General features: G+C 63.0%; 19 protein-coding genes. 10 read left to right on the forward strand and 9 right to left on the reverse strand.

Annotated features, from left to right (window positions below; translation table 11 throughout):
* Positions 1 to 22: 22 nt before the first annotated feature.
* Positions 23 to 997: a thioredoxin-disulfide reductase gene (gene trxB, locus AC1DXU_RS04100; protein WP_477364680.1), complete on the reverse strand. Its 975-nt coding sequence runs from the start codon at positions 995 to 997 to the stop codon at positions 23 to 25.
* Between the two features lie 198 nt (positions 998 to 1,195).
* On the opposite strand from trxB, the gene AC1DXU_RS04105 reads away from it, so the two are divergent.
* On the forward strand, positions 1,196 to 1,666 hold the full coding sequence (locus tag AC1DXU_RS04105; RefSeq protein WP_477364683.1) for an Lrp/AsnC family transcriptional regulator: 471 nt from the start codon (positions 1,196 to 1,198) through the stop codon (positions 1,664 to 1,666).
* On the opposite strand, the gene AC1DXU_RS04110 is transcribed toward AC1DXU_RS04105, so the two are convergent.
* The 4 genes from AC1DXU_RS04110 to AC1DXU_RS04125 all read right to left on the reverse strand — a co-directional run bounded on the left by AC1DXU_RS04110 (position 1,663) and on the right by AC1DXU_RS04125 (position 5,123).
* Positions 1,663 to 2,307, reverse strand: a complete 645-nt coding sequence (locus tag AC1DXU_RS04110) for a D-glycero-alpha-D-manno-heptose-1,7-bisphosphate 7-phosphatase (protein WP_477364686.1) — start codon at positions 2,305 to 2,307, stop codon at positions 1,663 to 1,665. The two genes, AC1DXU_RS04105 and AC1DXU_RS04110, sit on opposite strands and share 4 nt — an antisense overlap.
* 13 nt (positions 2,308 to 2,320) lie before the next feature.
* Positions 2,321 to 2,893 carry a D-sedoheptulose-7-phosphate isomerase gene (locus AC1DXU_RS04115; RefSeq protein WP_477364688.1) on the reverse strand — a complete coding sequence of 191 codons (573 nt, stop codon included), beginning with the start codon at positions 2,891 to 2,893 and terminating at the stop codon, positions 2,321 to 2,323.
* 7 nt (positions 2,894 to 2,900) lie between these two features.
* Positions 2,901 to 4,394: a D-glycero-beta-D-manno-heptose-7-phosphate kinase gene (rfaE1, locus tag AC1DXU_RS04120; RefSeq protein ID WP_477364691.1), complete on the reverse strand. Its 1,494-nt coding sequence runs from the start codon at positions 4,392 to 4,394 to the stop codon at positions 2,901 to 2,903.
* 96 nt (positions 4,395 to 4,490) lie between these two features.
* A complete protein-coding gene (locus AC1DXU_RS04125; RefSeq protein WP_477364694.1) occupies positions 4,491 to 5,123 on the reverse strand; it encodes a LysE family translocator in 633 nt (210 codons plus the stop codon).
* A 171-nt stretch (positions 5,124 to 5,294) separates the two neighbouring features.
* Between AC1DXU_RS04125 and rfaD the strand changes: the two genes are divergently transcribed.
* Genes rfaD through waaC form a run of 3 tightly spaced genes read left to right on the forward strand, consistent with a single transcriptional unit; the run spans position 5,295 to position 8,205 of the window.
* Positions 5,295 to 6,245, forward strand: coding sequence for an ADP-glyceromanno-heptose 6-epimerase (rfaD, locus tag AC1DXU_RS04130; RefSeq protein ID WP_477364696.1), 951 nt, complete (start codon positions 5,295 to 5,297; stop codon positions 6,243 to 6,245).
* Positions 6,218 to 7,225, forward strand: coding sequence for a lipopolysaccharide heptosyltransferase II (waaF, locus tag AC1DXU_RS04135; protein WP_477364699.1), 1,008 nt, complete (start codon positions 6,218 to 6,220; stop codon positions 7,223 to 7,225). The genes rfaD and waaF overlap by 28 nt, the downstream gene beginning before the upstream one ends.
* Positions 7,222 to 8,205 carry a lipopolysaccharide heptosyltransferase I gene (waaC, locus tag AC1DXU_RS04140; RefSeq protein ID WP_477364702.1) on the forward strand — a complete coding sequence of 328 codons (984 nt, stop codon included), beginning with the start codon at positions 7,222 to 7,224 and terminating at the stop codon, positions 8,203 to 8,205. Before waaF ends, waaC begins: the two co-directional genes overlap by 4 nt.
* On the opposite strand, the gene greA is transcribed toward waaC, so the two are convergent.
* Complete coding sequence (gene greA, locus AC1DXU_RS04145) at positions 8,198 to 8,671, reverse strand: transcription elongation factor GreA (protein WP_095090920.1); 474 nt, start codon at positions 8,669 to 8,671, stop codon at positions 8,198 to 8,200. The genes waaC and greA overlap by 8 nt on opposite strands.
* Here greA and AC1DXU_RS04150 point away from each other — a divergent pair.
* Complete coding sequence (locus tag AC1DXU_RS04150) at positions 8,670 to 8,942, forward strand: hypothetical protein (protein WP_477364705.1); 273 nt, start codon at positions 8,670 to 8,672, stop codon at positions 8,940 to 8,942. The genes greA and AC1DXU_RS04150 overlap by 2 nt on opposite strands.
* A 1-nt stretch (position 8,943) precedes the next feature.
* Here AC1DXU_RS04150 and AC1DXU_RS04155 read toward each other — a convergent pair whose 3' ends face one another.
* The gene (locus tag AC1DXU_RS04155) at positions 8,944 to 9,486 is read right to left on the reverse strand and encodes a tetratricopeptide repeat protein (RefSeq protein ID WP_477364708.1); all 543 of its coding nucleotides are present in this window, start codon (positions 9,484 to 9,486) and stop codon (positions 8,944 to 8,946) included.
* Between the two features lie 241 nt (positions 9,487 to 9,727).
* On the opposite strand from AC1DXU_RS04155, the gene AC1DXU_RS04160 reads away from it, so the two are divergent.
* The 3 genes from AC1DXU_RS04160 (at position 9,728) to AC1DXU_RS04170 (ending at position 12,367) form a co-directional block, all read left to right on the forward strand.
* Complete coding sequence (locus AC1DXU_RS04160) at positions 9,728 to 10,153, forward strand: DUF3775 domain-containing protein (RefSeq protein WP_477364711.1); 426 nt, start codon at positions 9,728 to 9,730, stop codon at positions 10,151 to 10,153.
* A gap of 102 nt (positions 10,154 to 10,255) precedes the next feature.
* A complete protein-coding gene (locus tag AC1DXU_RS04165; RefSeq protein ID WP_477366022.1) occupies positions 10,256 to 11,395 on the forward strand; it encodes an extensin-like domain-containing protein in 1,140 nt (379 codons plus the stop codon).
* Positions 11,396 to 11,596: 201 nt separating this feature from the next.
* Positions 11,597 to 12,367 (forward strand): extensin-like domain-containing protein, encoded by a 771-nt coding sequence (locus tag AC1DXU_RS04170; RefSeq protein WP_477364714.1) that lies wholly within the window; start codon positions 11,597 to 11,599, stop codon positions 12,365 to 12,367.
* Here AC1DXU_RS04170 and AC1DXU_RS04175 read toward each other — a convergent pair.
* Positions 12,364 to 13,095: a gamma-glutamylcyclotransferase gene (locus tag AC1DXU_RS04175; protein ID WP_477364717.1), complete on the reverse strand. Its 732-nt coding sequence runs from the start codon at positions 13,093 to 13,095 to the stop codon at positions 12,364 to 12,366. The genes AC1DXU_RS04170 and AC1DXU_RS04175 overlap by 4 nt on opposite strands.
* A gap of 114 nt (positions 13,096 to 13,209) precedes the next feature.
* Between AC1DXU_RS04175 and AC1DXU_RS04180 the strand changes: the two genes are divergently transcribed.
* Both AC1DXU_RS04180 and AC1DXU_RS04185 read left to right on the forward strand, forming a co-directional pair.
* Positions 13,210 to 13,917, forward strand: a complete 708-nt coding sequence (locus tag AC1DXU_RS04180; protein WP_477364720.1) for an LssY C-terminal domain-containing protein — start codon at positions 13,210 to 13,212, stop codon at positions 13,915 to 13,917.
* 67 nt (positions 13,918 to 13,984) lie between these two features.
* Entirely contained in the window at positions 13,985 to 15,295 is a 1,311-nt protein-coding gene (locus tag AC1DXU_RS04185) for a hemolysin family protein (RefSeq protein WP_477364723.1), read from the forward strand.
* A 175-nt stretch (positions 15,296 to 15,470) separates the two neighbouring features.
* Here the strand turns inward: AC1DXU_RS04185 and AC1DXU_RS04190 are convergent, their stop codons facing one another.
* The gene (locus tag AC1DXU_RS04190) at positions 15,471 to 16,082 is read right to left on the reverse strand and encodes a TetR/AcrR family transcriptional regulator (protein ID WP_477364726.1); all 612 of its coding nucleotides are present in this window, start codon (positions 16,080 to 16,082) and stop codon (positions 15,471 to 15,473) included.
* Between the last annotated feature and the right edge of the window lie 114 nt (positions 16,083 to 16,196).

Raw genomic sequence — 16,196 nt, forward strand, 5'->3', positions numbered from 1 at the left:
TTGTCCCGCCGCTTTGATAAACTTATTCCGCCGCTTCGCGATGAACCTCGATGCCGGCCAGATACTTTTCCGCCTCGAGGGCCGCCATACAGCCGAGCCCCGCCGCCGTCACCGCCTGGCGGTAGATGTCGTCGGTGACGTCGCCGGCGGCGAACACGCCGGGAACGTCGGTGCGGGTCGAATCCGGCGCCGTCCACAGATAGCCGTTGGGCTTCTGCTTCAGCTTGCCGGCGAACAGTTCGACCGCCGGCGCATGGCCGATCGCCACGAACACGCCGTCGACCTTCAGATGCGTTTCCTCGCCGGTCACAGCGTTGCGCAGCTTCAGCCCTTCCACCGAAGGCGGCAGCGGTTTCATACCGGGCCGGCCGGTGATCTCGTCGACGATCGTGTCCCAGATGACGCGGACGTTTTCCTTCTTGAACAGCCGCTCGCGCAGGATGCGCTCGGCACGGAAGTCGTTGCGCCGGTGAATGACCGTCACGCTCTTGGCGAGGTTGGAGAGATAGAGCGCTTCCTCGACCGCCGAATTGCCGCCGCCGATCACCGCTACATCCTTGCCGCGATAGAAGAAGCCGTCGCAGGTTGCGCAGGCCGACACTCCAAATCCCATGAAGGTCTGTTCGGTCGGTATGCCCAGCCATTTCGCCTGCGCGCCGGTGGCGATGATCAGCGCATCGGCGGTGTAGGTGGTGCCGGAATCGCCCTTGGCGCGGAACGGCCGCACATTGAGATCGACCTCGGTGATGATGTCGTTGATGATGTCGGTGCCGACATGCTCGGCCTGCTTGAGCATCTGTTCCATCAGCCACGGACCCTGGATCGGATCGGCGAAGCCGGGATAATTTTCGACATCGGTGGTGATCATCAGCTGACCGCCCTGCTGCAGGCCGGCGACCAGCATCGGCTTCAGCATGGCGCGGGCAGCGTAGACCGCCGCCGTATAGCCGGCGGGGCCGGAACCGATGATAAGAACAGGCGCGTGCTTGGTGGTCATCTAGAGCCTCTGCGGAGAGCAGCCAGCGATTGTGGCATGGAAACTGATATCGCGCGTAATGTAAGTGCTGCCCGCCACGCCAGCAAGGCGAGTCGGCGCTCGTCCCCGGAAAGCTTCCATTGTGGGGATGGAATGGACAGTGAACTCGTTTAATTACAAAATCACGAAAGATTCTTTCGCGCCGCACGAAAGCCGCCCATGCCGCTCAAAGCCGACCTCGACGCCATCGACTGGAAGATCCTGCGCGAACTCCAGGGCGACGGGCGCATGACCAATGTCGAACTGTCGAGCCGGGTCGGCATATCGGCGCCGCCTTGCCTGCGCCGCGTCAGGCGGTTGGAGGAAACCGGCATCATCCGCGGCTATCGCGCTTTGCTCAATGCACCGGCGCTCGGCTTGGACGTTGTCGCCTTCTGCCTGATCGGCCTGCACCACCAGGCCGATGCCGAACTGAAAACCTTCGCCGAGCGCACGCGCGGCTGGCCGATCGTGCGCGATGCCTGGATGGTATCGGGCGAATCCGATTTCTTGCTGCATTGCGTGGCGAGCGACCTCGGCACCTTCCAGACCTTCGTCATCGAGCAACTGGCCTCGGCGCCGAATGTCGACACCGTGCGCACCGCGCTCACCATCCGCCGCGTCAAGGACGAAGGACTGGTGGCGTTCTAAGCCACGCCCAGCCCGACAACTACGTCGCACAGTCTGCGGTAATCATTGCCCGTCATCAGCTTGCGCGTCGAAAAACTGCCGTCCGGGGCCTTTTTGTTGAACCTGCCGCCGACCAGCCAACCTTCCACCAGCCCAGCCCTTCGACCGGCTTCCATGTCGTCAGCCTTGTCGCCGACGATGATCGATCGACCAACATCCACGCCCAGCAGATCACGAGCACGCAAAATCATACCCGGATTTGGCTTGCGCATCGGATGATCACCTATCGCAAGTTCACCCGTGCCGCTCGAATGGTAGGCACAGGCAAGCACCATATCGATGTGGCATTGCTCGGCTTCGAGAAGTGCCAGCAGTCTGGCATTCACGGCGGCGAATTCCGGCCAGCCGAAATAGCCGCGCGCAATGCCCGACTGGTTCGAGACGATAATCGCGGGAAGGCCGACAAGATTGGCCGTTCGGATCACCGGCAACATTTCCGGCCGCAGCACCATATCAGCGGGATCGTCGGGATAACCGGTGTCGACATTGATGGTGCCGTCGCGGTCGAGGAACAGCGCCGGAGCGTTAGCTGGAAAAACATGCGAACCGATCCGCTCGACCCACAGCCCTGGCTCTTCCAGCGGATAGGGTTCAGGCTTCACGGGCGGCGTCCCGTCAGCCATTGCTCAGGCGCGCTTCGACCACCTCGCACAGATGATGGTAGAGGCACAGATGCCCTTGCTGAATGATCGGCGTCGAGGTCGAGGGCACGTTGAGCAGGATGTCCGAGAGCGGCTTCAGCTTGCCGCCGGTGTCGCCGGTCAGGCTGATCACCGTCATGTCCATCATCCGCGCCTGTTCGGCGGCGGCGAGGATGCTCGGCGAATTGCCGCTGGTCGAAATCGCCAGCAGCACGCCGCCGGCCGAACCATGCGCCTCGACCTGGCGCGAAAACACGGTGTCGAAGCCGTAATCATTGCCCCAGGCGGTCAGCACCGCGGCATTGGCCGGCAGTGCGATGACATTGTAGGCCTTGCGCTCCTTCAGGAAGCGGCCGACCAGTTCGCCGGCAATGTGGATGGCGTCGCTGGCTGAACCGCCATTGCCAGCGATCAGCAGCGCCTTGCCTGAGGAAAGAGCCGCGACGACCGACGTCACCGCCCGCTCCATCTCAGCCGTGAGGTCGCGCTCGACCATTGCATTGATCGCGCCCGCCGAGCGGACCAGGTAGTCATTTAGCTCAGACATGAAAACCTCAGTTGGTAGTGCTGCCGGCGCGCAATTTGCCGATGGTGCCGGTCGTGCTTTTGCCGGCGACGAGATCGACGAGTACAACGCGCCCGCCCGCCTTCTGCACCACGTCGGCGCCGACCACGGTTTCGACCGTATAATCGGCGCCCTTGACCAATATGTCGGGCAGCAACGCTTCGATCAGGGCCAGCGGCGTGTCTTCCTCGAACACAACGACCGCATCGACCGAGGCAAGTGCTGCCAGCACGCAGGCGCGGTCATGCTGGTCGTTGACCGGACGCCCGGCACCCTTCAGCCGGCGCACCGAGGCGTCGCTGTTGAGGCCGAGAACCAGCCGGTCGCACTGGCTGCGCGCGGCGTGCAAAAGGCTGACATGGCCGGCATGCAGGATGTCGAAGCAGCCATTGGTGAAGCCGACGCTCAGGCCCTCCTCCTTCCACGCCGCCACCATCCGCGCGGCTGCTGTGGCATCGAGGATCGCATCCTTGTGAGCGGTCGGTCCGTGCGAGCGAAACAGCGCGCCGGTCAATTCCTCGACCGTCAGCCGGGCAGTGCCGCGCTTGCCCACCACCACGCCGCCGGCGGCGTTGGCGATGGAGGCCGCCATGACGCGGTCGGCGCCGGCGGCAAGCGCCAGCGCAAACGTAGCGATCACCGTGTCGCCGGCGCCCGAGACGTCAAACACTTCGCGCGCCTGCGTGGAAATATGGCGGGCATCGTTGGGGCCAACGACGCTCATGCCTTTCTCGCTGCGCGTCGCGACGACGAAATCAAAGCCGTGGGCCGAGATCAACGCGCGCGCGGCCGCCACGATCTCCTCGTCGGCAAACACAGCGCGGCCGACGGCCTCGCCCAGTTCCTTGCGGTTGGGCGTGATCGCGGTTGCTCCGGCATAACGCGCATAGTCGCGCCCCTTTGGGTCGACCAGCGCCGGCTTTCCCGCCTCGCGGCAGATCGAGATCAGCTCGCCAGCAACGCCGTCGAGCAATATGCCCTTGCCGTAGTCGGACAGGATGACGATGTCGGCCTGTTTGAGCGCTGAGCGGAAATGCCGGATCAGCGTCGCCCGCTCCGCGTCGCCGAGCGGCCTGATTTCCTCTTCGTCGAAGCGCAGCACCTGCTGGTTGAGGGCGCTGAAGCGGCTCTTCGACGAGGTCATGCGGTTGCCATCCTGCGCCAGACCGCTTGTGTCGACGCCCAACTCCCCCAGCATGCGCACCAGAGTGTTTCCGGCTGTGTCGGCGCCGATTGCCGACACCGGTATGGCGGCAGCGCCAAGCGAAACGATGTTGGCGATGACGTTGCCGGCACCGCCCATCGCCGACGTTTCGCCGCGCCCGTGCAGGACCGGGATCGGCGCCTCCGGCGAAATCCGCTCGATGACGCCGTTGACGAAACGATCGAGGATGAAATCGCCGACCACCAGCACGGTAGCACTGCCGAACCGCGCAATGGCGCGGTGCAAGGGTTCGGAAGAAGGCGGATTGTGCTTGATCATGTCATCTGCAACGCGCGGGAAAAGGACTCGGCGAAGCCGATATACCGCAATTCCGAGCAGCGCAACGGCAGGACACGGCCAGAACAGCTCAACCGGTCAAGCCTTCTGCAAGGCGACATGCACGCCCAGTCCGACCAGAACCGTGCCGCCCGCGCGCTGCATCAGCCGCTGCGCACGGCTCGAGCGCCGCAGCCTGCCGATCACGGCACCTGCCAGGAACACGCACATGACATCGGCCGAGGAAAACATCAGATTGACGATGGTGCCCAGCACGACGAACTGCAGCCAGACCGGGAACGTCGCCGACGCATCGATGAATTGCGGCAGGAACGCCATGAAGAAGATCGCCGTCTTGGGATTGAGCACCTCGACGGTAATGCTCTCGAAAAACGCCCGGCGGGCCGATTTCGGCTCGATGCCGGGCAGAACCGCGTCGCCTTGTGCCTTGGCGCGAAACAGCGAGACGCCGAGCCAGATCAGGTACAGCGCGCCGACCAGCTTGACCGCCATGTAGAGCGTCGGCACCGCGTGAAAGAGCACTGACAGCCCCGTCGCGGCGGCGATGACATGCACATAGCCGCCAAGATGAATACCCAACGCCGCCGTCAGGCCAGACCAGCGGCCGCGCGCCATGGTCTGCGCGGCGGCATAGAGCATGGCCGGACCGGGAATATAGGCGAAAATCGCCGTGGTGGCGAAAAAGGCAATCAGCAATTCGGTCGACGGCATTGTCTTGCTCCTGTCGCGCGTCCCGACGGGTCGGCCCGTGCCGACTGAAGCGGGAGATTTGCGGCGCCACTGTGACTGGCCCGCGCACCCTTCTCAATAGCCTGCTTTATCGACAGGCCAGCCAGCCTCCCCTATAAGGGCCGGAATCGGCAAGGCAAACCAGAGGCCATCATGATCATCGTCACGGGCGGCGCCGGCATGATCGGCTCCAACATCGTCGCCGCTCTCAACGCCGAAGGCCATAGCGACATCCTCGTCGTCGACGACCTCACCAACGGCCACAAGATCACCAATCTCGCCGACCTTGAGATCGCCGATTATCTCGACAAGGACGAATTCCTGACACAGCTCGAAGCAGGCGCGCTTGGCCGTATCGAGGCGGTGTTCCATCAGGGTGCCTGCTCGACCACCACCGAGTGGAACGGCAAGTTCATGATGGAGGTGAATTACGCCTATTCGAAACGTCTGCTGCATGCCTGCCAGTCGTTGCGCGTGCCGTTTCTCTATGCCTCCTCGGCTTCGGTCTATGGCGGCGGCGCCGAGTTTCGCGAAGAGCCGCAATGCGAGCGGCCGCTCAACGTCTATGCCTATTCCAAAAAACTCTTCGACGACTATGTCAGGCGCACCGTCTTCGACACCGATCACTCTCAGGTAGCGGGACTGCGCTACTTCAACGTCTATGGTCCGCGCGAGGCGCACAAGGGCGCCATGGCCTCGGTCGCCTTCCATCTGTTCAACCAGGTCGAGCAAGGCCAGAACCCAAAGCTTTTCGGCGCTTATGACGGTTTCGGGCCTGGCGAGCAAAGCCGTGACTTCATCCATGTCGGCGACGTTGCCGACGTTAATCTGTGGCTGTGGAAGCGCGGCTCGAGCGGTATCTTCAACTGCGGCACCGGCCGTGCCCAGCCGTTCCGCGCCATAGCCGAAACGGTGATCGACACGCTGGGAAAAGGCGAGATCGAGTTCATCGAATTTCCTGACCATCTCAAGGGCAGCTACCAGAGCTTTACGCAAGCTGATATGTCCCGTTTGCGAGCGGCCGGTTACAATGGCCAATTCCGGACAGTGGAAACCGGTGTCAGAGACTATGTCGAATGGCTGAAAGCCCAACGATCCTCGTGATCGGCCCACGCTGGGTGGGCGACATGGTAATGGCGCAGTGCCTGTTCTCGGCGCTGAAAGAACTGTATCCCAACGCCGCGATCGATGTGCTGGCCCCGGCCTGGGCGGCACCTTTGGTCAAGCGCATGCCGGAGCTACGCCAGCAGATCGACTTTCCGCTGAAACCCGGCGCGCTCGAATTCACCATTCGCCGCCGCTTCGGCCGCCTGCTGCGTGGCCGCTACGACATGGCCTATATCCTGCCGGGCAGCTGGAAATCGGCGCTGATCCCGTTCTTTGCCCGCATTCCGCGCCGCGTCGGCAATTTGCGCGAAATGCGCTATGGCCTGCTGACCGACATCGTGCCGTTGCCCGATGCGGTGAAACGGCGCACGGCGCAAGCCTATTTCGGCCTCGCCCAGGGAGGGGCATTTCGCGCTCCGAAGCTCACCGTCGATGCCACCAACCAGGCGGCGTTGCTCGGCCGATTTGGGCTGAGAGCGGATAAATTCGTCGCCCTTATGCCCGGCGCCGAATTCGGGCCGGCCAAACGCTGGCCGAGCGAGAGCTATGCCGGCCTTGCTCGCGACATGATGGCCAAAGGTTTCCAGGTCGCGCTGCTCGGGTCGAAGAACGATGCATATGTGACGGCGGAAATTGCAGCACTCGCGCCCGGCGTCGTCGATCTCGCCGGCAAGACGCGGCTGGAGGACGCCATCGACCTGATCGCGGCTGCCAGACTGGCGGTGTCGAACGACAGCGGGCTGATGCATGTCGCTGCTGCCGTCGGCACGCCGATCGTCGCCGTCTACGGCTCGACGTCGCCGCAAAACACGCCGCCGCTTGCCGAACACCGCGAACTGGTCTGGCTGGGCCTGTCTTGTTCGCCCTGCCACAAGAAGATCTGTCCGCTCGGCCATCTCAATTGCCTGAAGACGCTGGACGTCGCACGGGTTGCGGCAGCGGCCGACCGGTTGCTGGAAATTCCGGCCGCCGTATGAGGGTGCTCATCGTCAAGACCTCCTCGATGGGCGACGTCATCCACACATTTCCCGCCGTCGAGGATGCGCGCCGCAGCCGTCCGGATGTGTCGTTCGACTGGTGCGTTGAAGAGGCTTTTGCCGGCATCGTTGCCTTGCAGCCGGCAATCGGCACCGTCCACACCGTTGCCATAAGGCGCTGGCGCAAGGCGCTGTTCGACCGCGGCACCTGGCACGAGGCATTGGGATTGCGCCACGCGCTGCGGGCCTGCCGCTACGACCTCGTCATCGATGCGCAAGGCTTGCTGAAGTCGGCCCTGGTGGCAAAACAGGCGGCAGCACCGATCGCCGGCTTCGACCGGTCGAGCGCGCGTGAGCCATCGGCGACCCTGTTCTACAACCGCCGCTACGCCGTGCCGCGCGATCGCCACGCCATCGAGCGGACGCGGCGGCTATTTGGGCTGGTGCTCGGCTACGAGCCTGATTTTTCAACGCTGGCATCAGGCATTGAGCCGCCGGCTGGCGGTCTGACCGGCATATCAGGCAAAACCGCCTTCCTGCTGCACGGCACCAGCCGCGAGGACAAGAAATGGCCGGTCGGCGACTGGATCGAAACCGCCCGCCTCCTGGTGGCGCGGAAGATGACGCCGGTCACCACCTGGTCCAACGCAAAGGAAAAAGCGGTCGCCGAAACCATCGCGGCGACCGTTCCCGAAGCTATCGTTGTGCCCAAATCACCGCTTGCAGAAATCGCTGCGATCCTCGGCCGCTCGACCCTGGTCATCGGCGCCGACACCGGCCTGACCCATCTCGCCAGCGCCTTCGGCCTGCCAACCGTCGCGATATTTCTGGCGACCGAGCCCGGCCTGACCGGCCCGCGCGGGCCGTATTCGTCGACGCTGCTGGCTGCGCCGGGCGGCCAAGTCACGCCCGCCGAGGTGGTAGCTGAAGCCGAGAGATTGCTGGCCGCCAGAGCAGAATTATCAAAAGGTCCTAGATAAACTGCACCTGGACGATTTCATAACCCCTTGCACCTCCGGGCGCATTAACCTCGATGGCGTCGCCGACTTCCTTGCCGATCAGCGCGCGCGCGATTGGCGAAGAGATCGAGATGCGGCCCGACTTCACGTCCGCTTCCTGATCGCCAACGATCCGGTAGGTCTTCTTTTCCTCGGTGTCCTCGTCGACCAGCACCACGGTGGCGCCGAACTTGACCTTGTCGCCGCTGAGCTTGCTGACATCGATGACCTCGGCCCGCGCGATATAGTCCTCAAGCTCGTTGACCCGGCCCTCGTTGAGGCTCTGCGCCTCTTTCGCAGCATGGTATTCGGCATTTTCGGACAGGTCGCCATGCGAGCGCGCCTCGGAGATCGCCTCGATGATGCGCGGCCGCTCTTCCTGCTGACGCCAACGCAGCTCTTCCTTCAATGACGCGAACCCCTCGCCTGTCATCGGGACCTTGTTCATGATGCCTGACCTTTCCTGCCGCCACCCCCGCGTTTCGGGGAAAGCCTTGTCGATGGGTACAAAAAGAAAACGGTCCGCCAGCCTCGGGCTAACGGAACCGTTTCACCGCAATTTCGCTGAATATAGCAATCTTCCCGGGTTTTTCACGCCAAAAAATCGGATTTTGAAAATTCATCTGCCGGTTAAGCAGTTGCCGTTGCGGCAGATGCGGTTTTGCCAACAAAAAACCGGCCGCGATTGCTCGCAGCCGGTTCGAGAAGCGTTGGGGTAAATCAGCTTCTCATGAAATGGTCGATCTGTTCCGACAGCATGCCGTATTCGCGCGAACCCTTGCCGGTGCGCTTTTCGATCTCGCTGAGCTGCTCGCGGGCGCCAGCCAGATCGCCGATCTGCAGATGCGCCTCGCCGAGATATTCGCGCACCAGCGTGTAGTCAGGGTTGATGCGCAGCGCTTCCTCATAATAGCCGAGGCCGACCGTGACGCGGCCGGAATGGCGGTGCGAATAGCCGAGATAGTTGAGGATGCGCGGATCCTGCTTGTTGGCGGCCAGGCTGAGCACGGCGATCGCCTCGTCATAGCGTCCGGCCATCGCCAGGTCGTGACCGGCATCATAGATGTTATCGTCATCCAGCATGCCGTACTTCGGCGCCACGCACTTCTTCAGCTTCTTGTCCCAGACCTCGCCCTTCTTGCATTGCGTGGAAGTTCCACCGCTACCGCCGGAACTGTCTCCGCCGGCTGCAAACACCGGAACCGCGAAGAACTGCAGTGCGACAAGCGCCGCAGCCGCCTGGATCAAAACTCTTTTATGCATCGAAGCCTCCTTGAGGATGACAATGTAACACTAACGCCAGGCAGAAGCCGTTTCATCCCGGAAAAAAGTAGCGTCCGCCAAAACTATCGGGAACGAGCCGCCTCGCAACCGCTCGAGGCTGAGATCCGGCCAGATTCCGTTTCGCCGGGATTCTGCCAAAGGTGAGGACCGCAAGCCGAACGTGACGTGACGAGCGCTCTAAATCCGCTATCATCTGGAGAACGGAGGATGGAGAAGGCCAGTGCAACGGCGCCTTGAGAAGGAATGGGAGCTTTCGATCGGTCCCGACACCGTGCGGCTGTTCATTCTCAAGGCCAAGGCGCTGAGCGCCGCCGTCAACGAAGACTATGCCGATGGCGCCGAGCACGAGATCGAGCTCGACGGCGAGGCGCACGCCAATCACCACCATGACGGCCTGGCCGAGGAAAGCTCCGAAAACCTGACCGAGGAGGAACTGCGCGAACTGATCAACGACCTCAATGTCGATGAAGCGGCCGAACTGATAGCGCTGGCCTGGGTCGGCCGCGGCGACTACGACGCCTCGGAATGGACGGACGCTCTGACGGCGGCGCGCGAACGCGCCAACAAGCGCACGGCAAAGTATCTGCTTGGCATGCCGTTGCTCGCCGATTGGCTGGAGGAAGGACTGGAAGCGATTGGTGCGTGACAGTGCGGTTACCGTTCGTGATGGGCCGCAGGCAACCTCCGGGCGCTCATGCCGTTGATGGCGATGGGGTCTTTTGTCTTTTCCCGAACATGCAGGATTGTACTGGTCATGGCCGTCACGGCCCTGCTGGCGACGCCGGCCGACGCCAGACATCGCCACAGGCAACACAAGCCGCTGACGATGCGGGTGGAGGAGCCGCTGACGCCGCGGGCCGACCGGCCGCTGACACGACGGGGCAAGCATCGCCTGAAATCGCGGGGTGTCAGGCATATCACGCCGAGCCAGATGCCAGAGAAAACACCGGATCCGCTGCCCTCGCGTGACGTTGTTCCGGTGCCGGAGGCACGTCCCGCGGACGCTGGGAAGACCGACCCAGCAACGATCGAAGAGCAAAAGACCGAGGGTCCAAAGACCACTGGGGCGCCCAACCGGTCCAATGACGACCGGTTCAATGAAGAAAAGTCTCGTCACACAAGGCAGGCACGTCCCGAGCCGCTGGCACCAGAACCGTCTGACCACACGGAGAGCGAGCCGGAGCCGCCGACTGTTGCGCCGACACCGACACGGAAGCCCGACATCGCGGCACCCGAGGTTGAGCCACCTACAGTTGCCCCACAGCCAGCCGAAAGACCAGCGGATGCCGGCGACAAGAAAATGCTTCCCGACCCGCGCTCGGCGGACCTGCCGGATGAAAAAATGCCGCAAGAGGAAGTCGCTTGCCGCGAACGGTTGAAGACGCTTGGCGTCGAGTTCGAGGCGCACAAGGCGGAAAGCGATCCCGAAATCGGCTGTTCGATCCCCTATCCCCTAGTGCTTAAGACGCTTGGCAAATCCATCGATATCGGCCCTGGCACCGAGCTCAACTGCCAGATGGCCGAAGCCGCCGCACGTTTTGCCGCCGATGTCATCCAGCCGGCCGCGAAAGCCGAATTCGGCGCGGATCTGAAGTCGATCAGCCAGGCATCGGCCTTTGTCTGCCGGCCGCGCCATGGCACCAGGAAACTGTCGGAACATGCCTTTGGCAACGCGCTCGACATCGCCAGCTTCACGCTGTCGGATGGCAGGAAGATCGAAGTCGGGCCGACGCCGCCGGAGAAGGATGGTAAATTCCTTAGCGACGTGCGCAAGGCGGCCTGCGGGCCGTTCAAGACCGTGCTCGGACCAGGCTCTGACCCCGATCATTCCCTGCATTTCCATCTCGACCTGGAGCCGCGCCGGCATGGCGGCACATTCTGCCAGTAGGCGTAGATGTTGCAGGGGTCGCTTGCCGCAATTCAGCCGCAGGCGTGAACGCAACCGCAGAGTTTTCCTTTACCCTTGATCGTTAAAATGCCGGATATCGAGCCATGATCCCGAAAAGTGGGAACCGGTTTTCGGACAAGATCATGGTCAGGCAAAAGGAAGAACCTGATCGGGATCAGGTTCGTCAACGGGACTCCGCCAATGGCCGGCAAATTTCGCGCCGCTTTTTTCGCCGCCGCCGGCCTCGCGCTGGCCGCCGTTTCGGCATGCAACACTGGCAGTGTGCTGTCGTTGCAGCCTGCCGTCGATGTCGGCTCGACGTCAGCGGTGCCGCCGCAAGCCGCCGGCATGCAGGCCCTGGTGCCCTCCAACCCCTACATGACCGCCGCCTATCCGCGCATGGACGAGCCGATGTCCGAGCCCGAGCAGATGCCGGCCAGCGAAACCGACTGCCGCGCCGAGTTGAGGCGCCTCGGCGTCGTCTACACCGACGTCCAGCCGATCCATGAAGGCCAGTGCGGCATCGACTATCCGGTCAAGGTCTCGGCCATCGGCAGCATTCAGATGAAGCCTGCCGCCACCCTGACCTGCGACATGGCCGCCACCTTCGCCGGCTGGACGAAGAACGAGTTGGTTCCGTCCGCGCGCTGGCGCTATTTCTCCGGCGTCAAGACCATCCATCAGGGCTCAAGCTATTCCTGCCGCAACATTGCCGGCGAAGGTGTCCTGTCGGAGCACGGCAAGGGCAATGCGCTCGACGTGATGAGCATCGAGCTCAACAATGGCGACGACATCGACGTGCGCAAGCCTGGCCTGTTTGCCTTCCGCACCCGCGGCTTCCTCAACAATGTGCGCGCCGACGGCTGCCAGTATTTCACCACAGTGCTCGGCCCCGGCTACAATTACGACCACCGCAACCATTTCCATTTCGACATCAAGAACCGCAAGAGCGGCTATCGCGCCTGCCGCTAGGGTGAAGATCGGGCGTGCTGGGCGCCGCCGGTGGACGCTATGATTTGCCGAGCTACCAGATCCTGGATGCGCCAAAGGTTCTTGTCGCGGATCCCGCTCTCCTCCAGTTTGCTGACGGTTCGGAAGAGGTACTGCGCCGACGAGCCCCAATGCCCGGCAGCCCGCGCCAGCGTGTCGGCAACCTGCTCCAATGGCAACCGGCCGGCATAGGCCCTGCCGCCTGGCGCGGCGACGAAAGCCAAGGCACGCAGCGGCCCATCCTCGGTCTTGACCTTGATCCAGCACGGCACGTTGGTTGGCGGGTTGGCATCGATCTCCCGGCGCATCAATTGGCCAAGTTGCCCGAAATGGTCTTGCGCAGGCAGCCGATAGACGATGCCGTTGCAGCTGCCGCCTCGATCGAGGGCCAGCATCAAGGCCGGCAAATCGCGGGTTCCGCGCCAGCGGGTCAGCGTCAGGCAGAACGAGCGGTGCCATCCTGGCGCCGTGGCCGGGCGCTGTTCGACATAGGCGAATTCAGGATTCCAGATCAGCGACCCATAGGCAAAAACCCACAGCGCTTCAGGCCGATGTTCCGACAGGAGTTGCTCGACAAGATTATCGAACTCCGCGTCGGTATGCTCGGTTGTTCCAGGCTCGGGACCGGGATCCGGCTCGATACGTTCGACCCTTGCGACAAGGTCGGCGGTCAATGCCATTGAGCTGCGACCTACCGGCTTCCGCTCCATTCCTGCCCACCCCACGCAAAAACGATGGCCGACGATAGAACGGCTGCGCGCCGCTGGCCATTGATTTCCAGGGTCTGTCAGGCAAAAAGATACCGCACGGATCGAGCCGCATTCATGAGCCGACGAAGCCTGCGACGACACGCATTGACCTGGTTGGTGGCGCTCTGCGCGGCCTATCTGGCGCTGGCCTATGTCGCCGCGCCGGAATTCTGGACGTTTCATGATCGCGGTTTTCGCACCCAGCGCTTCGAGATGGTGACGCACACGCCGCAAGGCATTCCGGGCGATCCGATCAATGTCGGCCTTGTTGGCACGCAGAAGGAACTGGTCCACGCCTTCGCCGTGGCCGGATGGGATACGGCCGACGCCGTCACCCTGAAGACCGCGATCGAGATCGGCGAAAGTGTTTTGTTCGGCCGTCCCTATCCCGATGCGCCGGTCAGCCGGCTGCTATTCGAAGGCCGCTCCCAGGACCTCGCCTTCGAAAAACCGGTCGGCGACAGCGCCGACCAACGTCACCACGTCCGCTTCTGGCAGACCGATGCCACCGGCGACGATGGCCGCCCGCTGTGGCTGGGCTCGGCCAGCTTCGATCGCGGCGTCGGTCTCAGCCATGACACCGGCGCCGTCACGCATCACATCGGCCCCGACATCGACGCCGAGCGCAATTTCCTGATGAAGGACCTGACCGCCGCCGGCACGCTGGCCTCGACCAGCGAGATCCCTGGTATCGGCGCCACCAAGACCGGGCGCAATGGCGGCGGCGATCCCTATTTTACCGACGGCAAGGCCGTGGTCGGGGTGTTGAAGCAACTGCCATAGCCGCGATCGTTGACGAAGATTGCTCACAGGCTTTTCGATCGCACCGCCGCAATGCTATTGACCGCTCATGCTTTACGTTGAAATCGCCATCGTGGTCGTCCTCATCTGCGTGAACGGCCTTCTGTCGATGTCCGAACTTGCCATCGTCTCGTCGCGGCCAGCCCGCCTCAAGGCAATGATCGACCGCGGCGTCAATGGCGCCGGCCGCGCTTTGGCGCTCGGCTCCAATCCCGGCAAGTTCCTGTCCTCGGTGCAGATCGGCATCACCCTGGTCGGCGTCTTGTCGGGCGCCTTTTCCGGCGCCACGCTGGGCGAGCGGCTGGCCCGGTTCCTGGCTTCGACCGGCATTCGCGAAACCATCGCCGATCCGCTCGGCGTCGGCATCGTTGTTGCCATCATCACCTATTTCTCGCTGATCGTCGGCGAACTGGTGCCAAAGCAGATCGCGTTGCGTGATCCCGAGCGCGTCGCCGCCCGCGCTGCCCCGGCGATGACCGTGCTTGCCACCGTCTCGGCGCCGCTGGTCTTCCTGCTCGACCTTTCCGGCCGGGCCATATTGTGGCTGCTCGGCCAGCGCGGCGAAAGCGAGGAGAAGGTCACCGACGAAGAGATCAAGATGCTGGTCGCCGAGGCCGAGCATCACGGCACCATCGAATCCGACGAGCGGCGCATGATCGCCGGCGTCATGCGGCTCGGCGACCGCGCCGTGCGCGCCGTGATGACGCCGCGTACCGAGGTCGACTGGATCAATTTGCAGTCCGACGAAGCGGCGATCCGAAAATTGCTGATGGAGACCCAGCATTCGCGCCTGCCCGCCGGTGACGGCGGCGTCGATGTCATGGTCGGTGTCGTCCAGACCCGCGATGTGCTGGCGGCCATGCTTGCCGGCCGCGCGCTCGATCCGCGCAAGCATGTGCGCGCCGCCCCCATCGTCTACGATCAGGCCGACGCACTGGATGTGCTGTCCAAGCTCAAGGAATCGGACGTGCCGATGGCGCTCGTCCATGACGAATACGGCCACTTCGAAGGCATCGTCACCCCCGCCGACATTCTGGAAGCCATCACCGGCGTGTTCCGCGCGGATACTGACGCCGGCGACGAGGAAAACGCCGTCAGGCGGGAGGACGGCTCATGGCTGCTGGCCGGCTATATGCAGGCCGACGAGATGGCCGACGTTCTTGGCATCGACCTGCCGGAAAACCGCGACTACGAAACCGTCGCAGGCTATGTGCTGGCGCACATGCACCATCTGCCGGCGACCGGCGAATGCGTCGACGCGCAAGGCTGGCGCTTCGAAGTCGTCGACCTCGACGGCCGCCGCATCGACAAACTGATCGCCACCCGCCTGCCCGGCGGCCACCGCGAAGTGGCGCGCTGACACTCGACACGATGCAGGCCCATTCGAATGTCGATTCCTAACCCGAAGCCGACGTACGTCTTCCAAGACGCGAATGGCAGCTTTGCGCCTCATATCGGGCATTGAGCGAGCCTTCGCCAGGTGATCGGGTCAAACACCATACAATATGAAGAGCGGCTATTGTCATGAAGAGCGGCTATTGTCCGACCGCCAGACCCTCGATCAGCGTATCCAGCGCAGCTTCGAGCGGATTTGATCCAACTTTCTCGGGTACAAGAAGACCGTCAATGGCCAGCATGGCGAAGCCATGCAGCATGGCCCAGCACGCCGCGCCCTGCCCCTGGATTGGCCGGTTGCGGATGACGCCCGCGACCTGACCGCGTCGCAAAAGATCTAGCGTCACGTCAAAGACGCTTAGGGCGCTGTCGCTCAAGTGCAGGCCAGTCGATCTCCCCTCTTCGGCGCTGAACATTAGGCGATAAAGTGCCGGGTTTTGCAGCGCGAAGGCAATGTAGGTTTGCGCCATCGGGACCACCTCGTCGCGCATCGATGCAGCGGCCTTTGGTTTCGCAGCGTTGAGCGCCGTGGCCAACTCGACAAATCCCAAGGTCGCCAACTCAGCAAGTAGCGCTGACTTGTCGGGAAAGTGCTTGTACGGCGCGGCGTGGCTGACCCCCGCCCGGCGGGCAATCTCGCGCAGGGTGAATTCCCACCCCTTGTCTTCGCGCAGCATCGCTTGGGCCGTCTCGATGATGGCACGGCGAAGGTCGCCGTGGTGATAGCGGCGATCGGGTTGGTCCAGAGCCATAAAGTTTCTCTCAGCAACATTGTTGACAGTGGCTACTTTTCGGTTTATCTGTAGCTAAAGTTTCTACTGTCTACATCTTGATCGCCCCAAGCGCCACAGTCAATGCTGGCGACA

The sequence above is a fragment of the Mesorhizobium sp. P3_A10 genome (assembly GCF_056403175.1).

Excerpts from the sequence above, each read along its gene's own strand:
- trxB (WP_477364680.1), bottom strand. The coding sequence starts at position 997 with ATGACCACCAAGCACGCGCCTGTTCTTATCATCGGTTCCGGCCCCGCC.
- AC1DXU_RS04105 (WP_477364683.1), top strand. The coding sequence starts at position 1,196 with ATGCCGCTCAAAGCCGACCTCGACGCCATCGACTGGAAGATCCTGCGC.
- AC1DXU_RS04115 (WP_477364688.1), bottom strand. The coding sequence starts at position 2,893 with ATGTCTGAGCTAAATGACTACCTGGTCCGCTCGGCGGGCGCGATCAAT.
- rfaE1 (WP_477364691.1), bottom strand. The coding sequence starts at position 4,394 with ATGATCAAGCACAATCCGCCTTCTTCCGAACCCTTGCACCGCGCCATT.
- AC1DXU_RS04125 (WP_477364694.1), bottom strand. The coding sequence starts at position 5,123 with ATGCCGTCGACCGAATTGCTGATTGCCTTTTTCGCCACCACGGCGATT.
- rfaD (WP_477364696.1), top strand. The coding sequence starts at position 5,295 with ATGATCATCGTCACGGGCGGCGCCGGCATGATCGGCTCCAACATCGTC.
- waaF (WP_477364699.1), top strand. The coding sequence starts at position 6,218 with ATGGCTGAAAGCCCAACGATCCTCGTGATCGGCCCACGCTGGGTGGGC.
- waaC (WP_477364702.1), top strand. The coding sequence starts at position 7,222 with ATGAGGGTGCTCATCGTCAAGACCTCCTCGATGGGCGACGTCATCCAC.
- AC1DXU_RS04150 (WP_477364705.1), top strand. The coding sequence starts at position 8,670 with ATGATGCCTGACCTTTCCTGCCGCCACCCCCGCGTTTCGGGGAAAGCC.
- greA (WP_095090920.1), bottom strand. The coding sequence starts at position 8,671 with ATGAACAAGGTCCCGATGACAGGCGAGGGGTTCGCGTCATTGAAGGAA.
- AC1DXU_RS04155 (WP_477364708.1), bottom strand. The coding sequence starts at position 9,486 with ATGCATAAAAGAGTTTTGATCCAGGCGGCTGCGGCGCTTGTCGCACTG.
- AC1DXU_RS04170 (WP_477364714.1), top strand. The coding sequence starts at position 11,597 with ATGGCCGGCAAATTTCGCGCCGCTTTTTTCGCCGCCGCCGGCCTCGCG.
- AC1DXU_RS04175 (WP_477364717.1), bottom strand. The coding sequence starts at position 13,095 with ATGGAGCGGAAGCCGGTAGGTCGCAGCTCAATGGCATTGACCGCCGAC.
- AC1DXU_RS04180 (WP_477364720.1), top strand. The coding sequence starts at position 13,210 with ATGAGCCGACGAAGCCTGCGACGACACGCATTGACCTGGTTGGTGGCG.
- AC1DXU_RS04185 (WP_477364723.1), top strand. The coding sequence starts at position 13,985 with ATGCTTTACGTTGAAATCGCCATCGTGGTCGTCCTCATCTGCGTGAAC.
- AC1DXU_RS04190 (WP_477364726.1), bottom strand. The coding sequence starts at position 16,082 with ATGGCTCTGGACCAACCCGATCGCCGCTATCACCACGGCGACCTTCGC.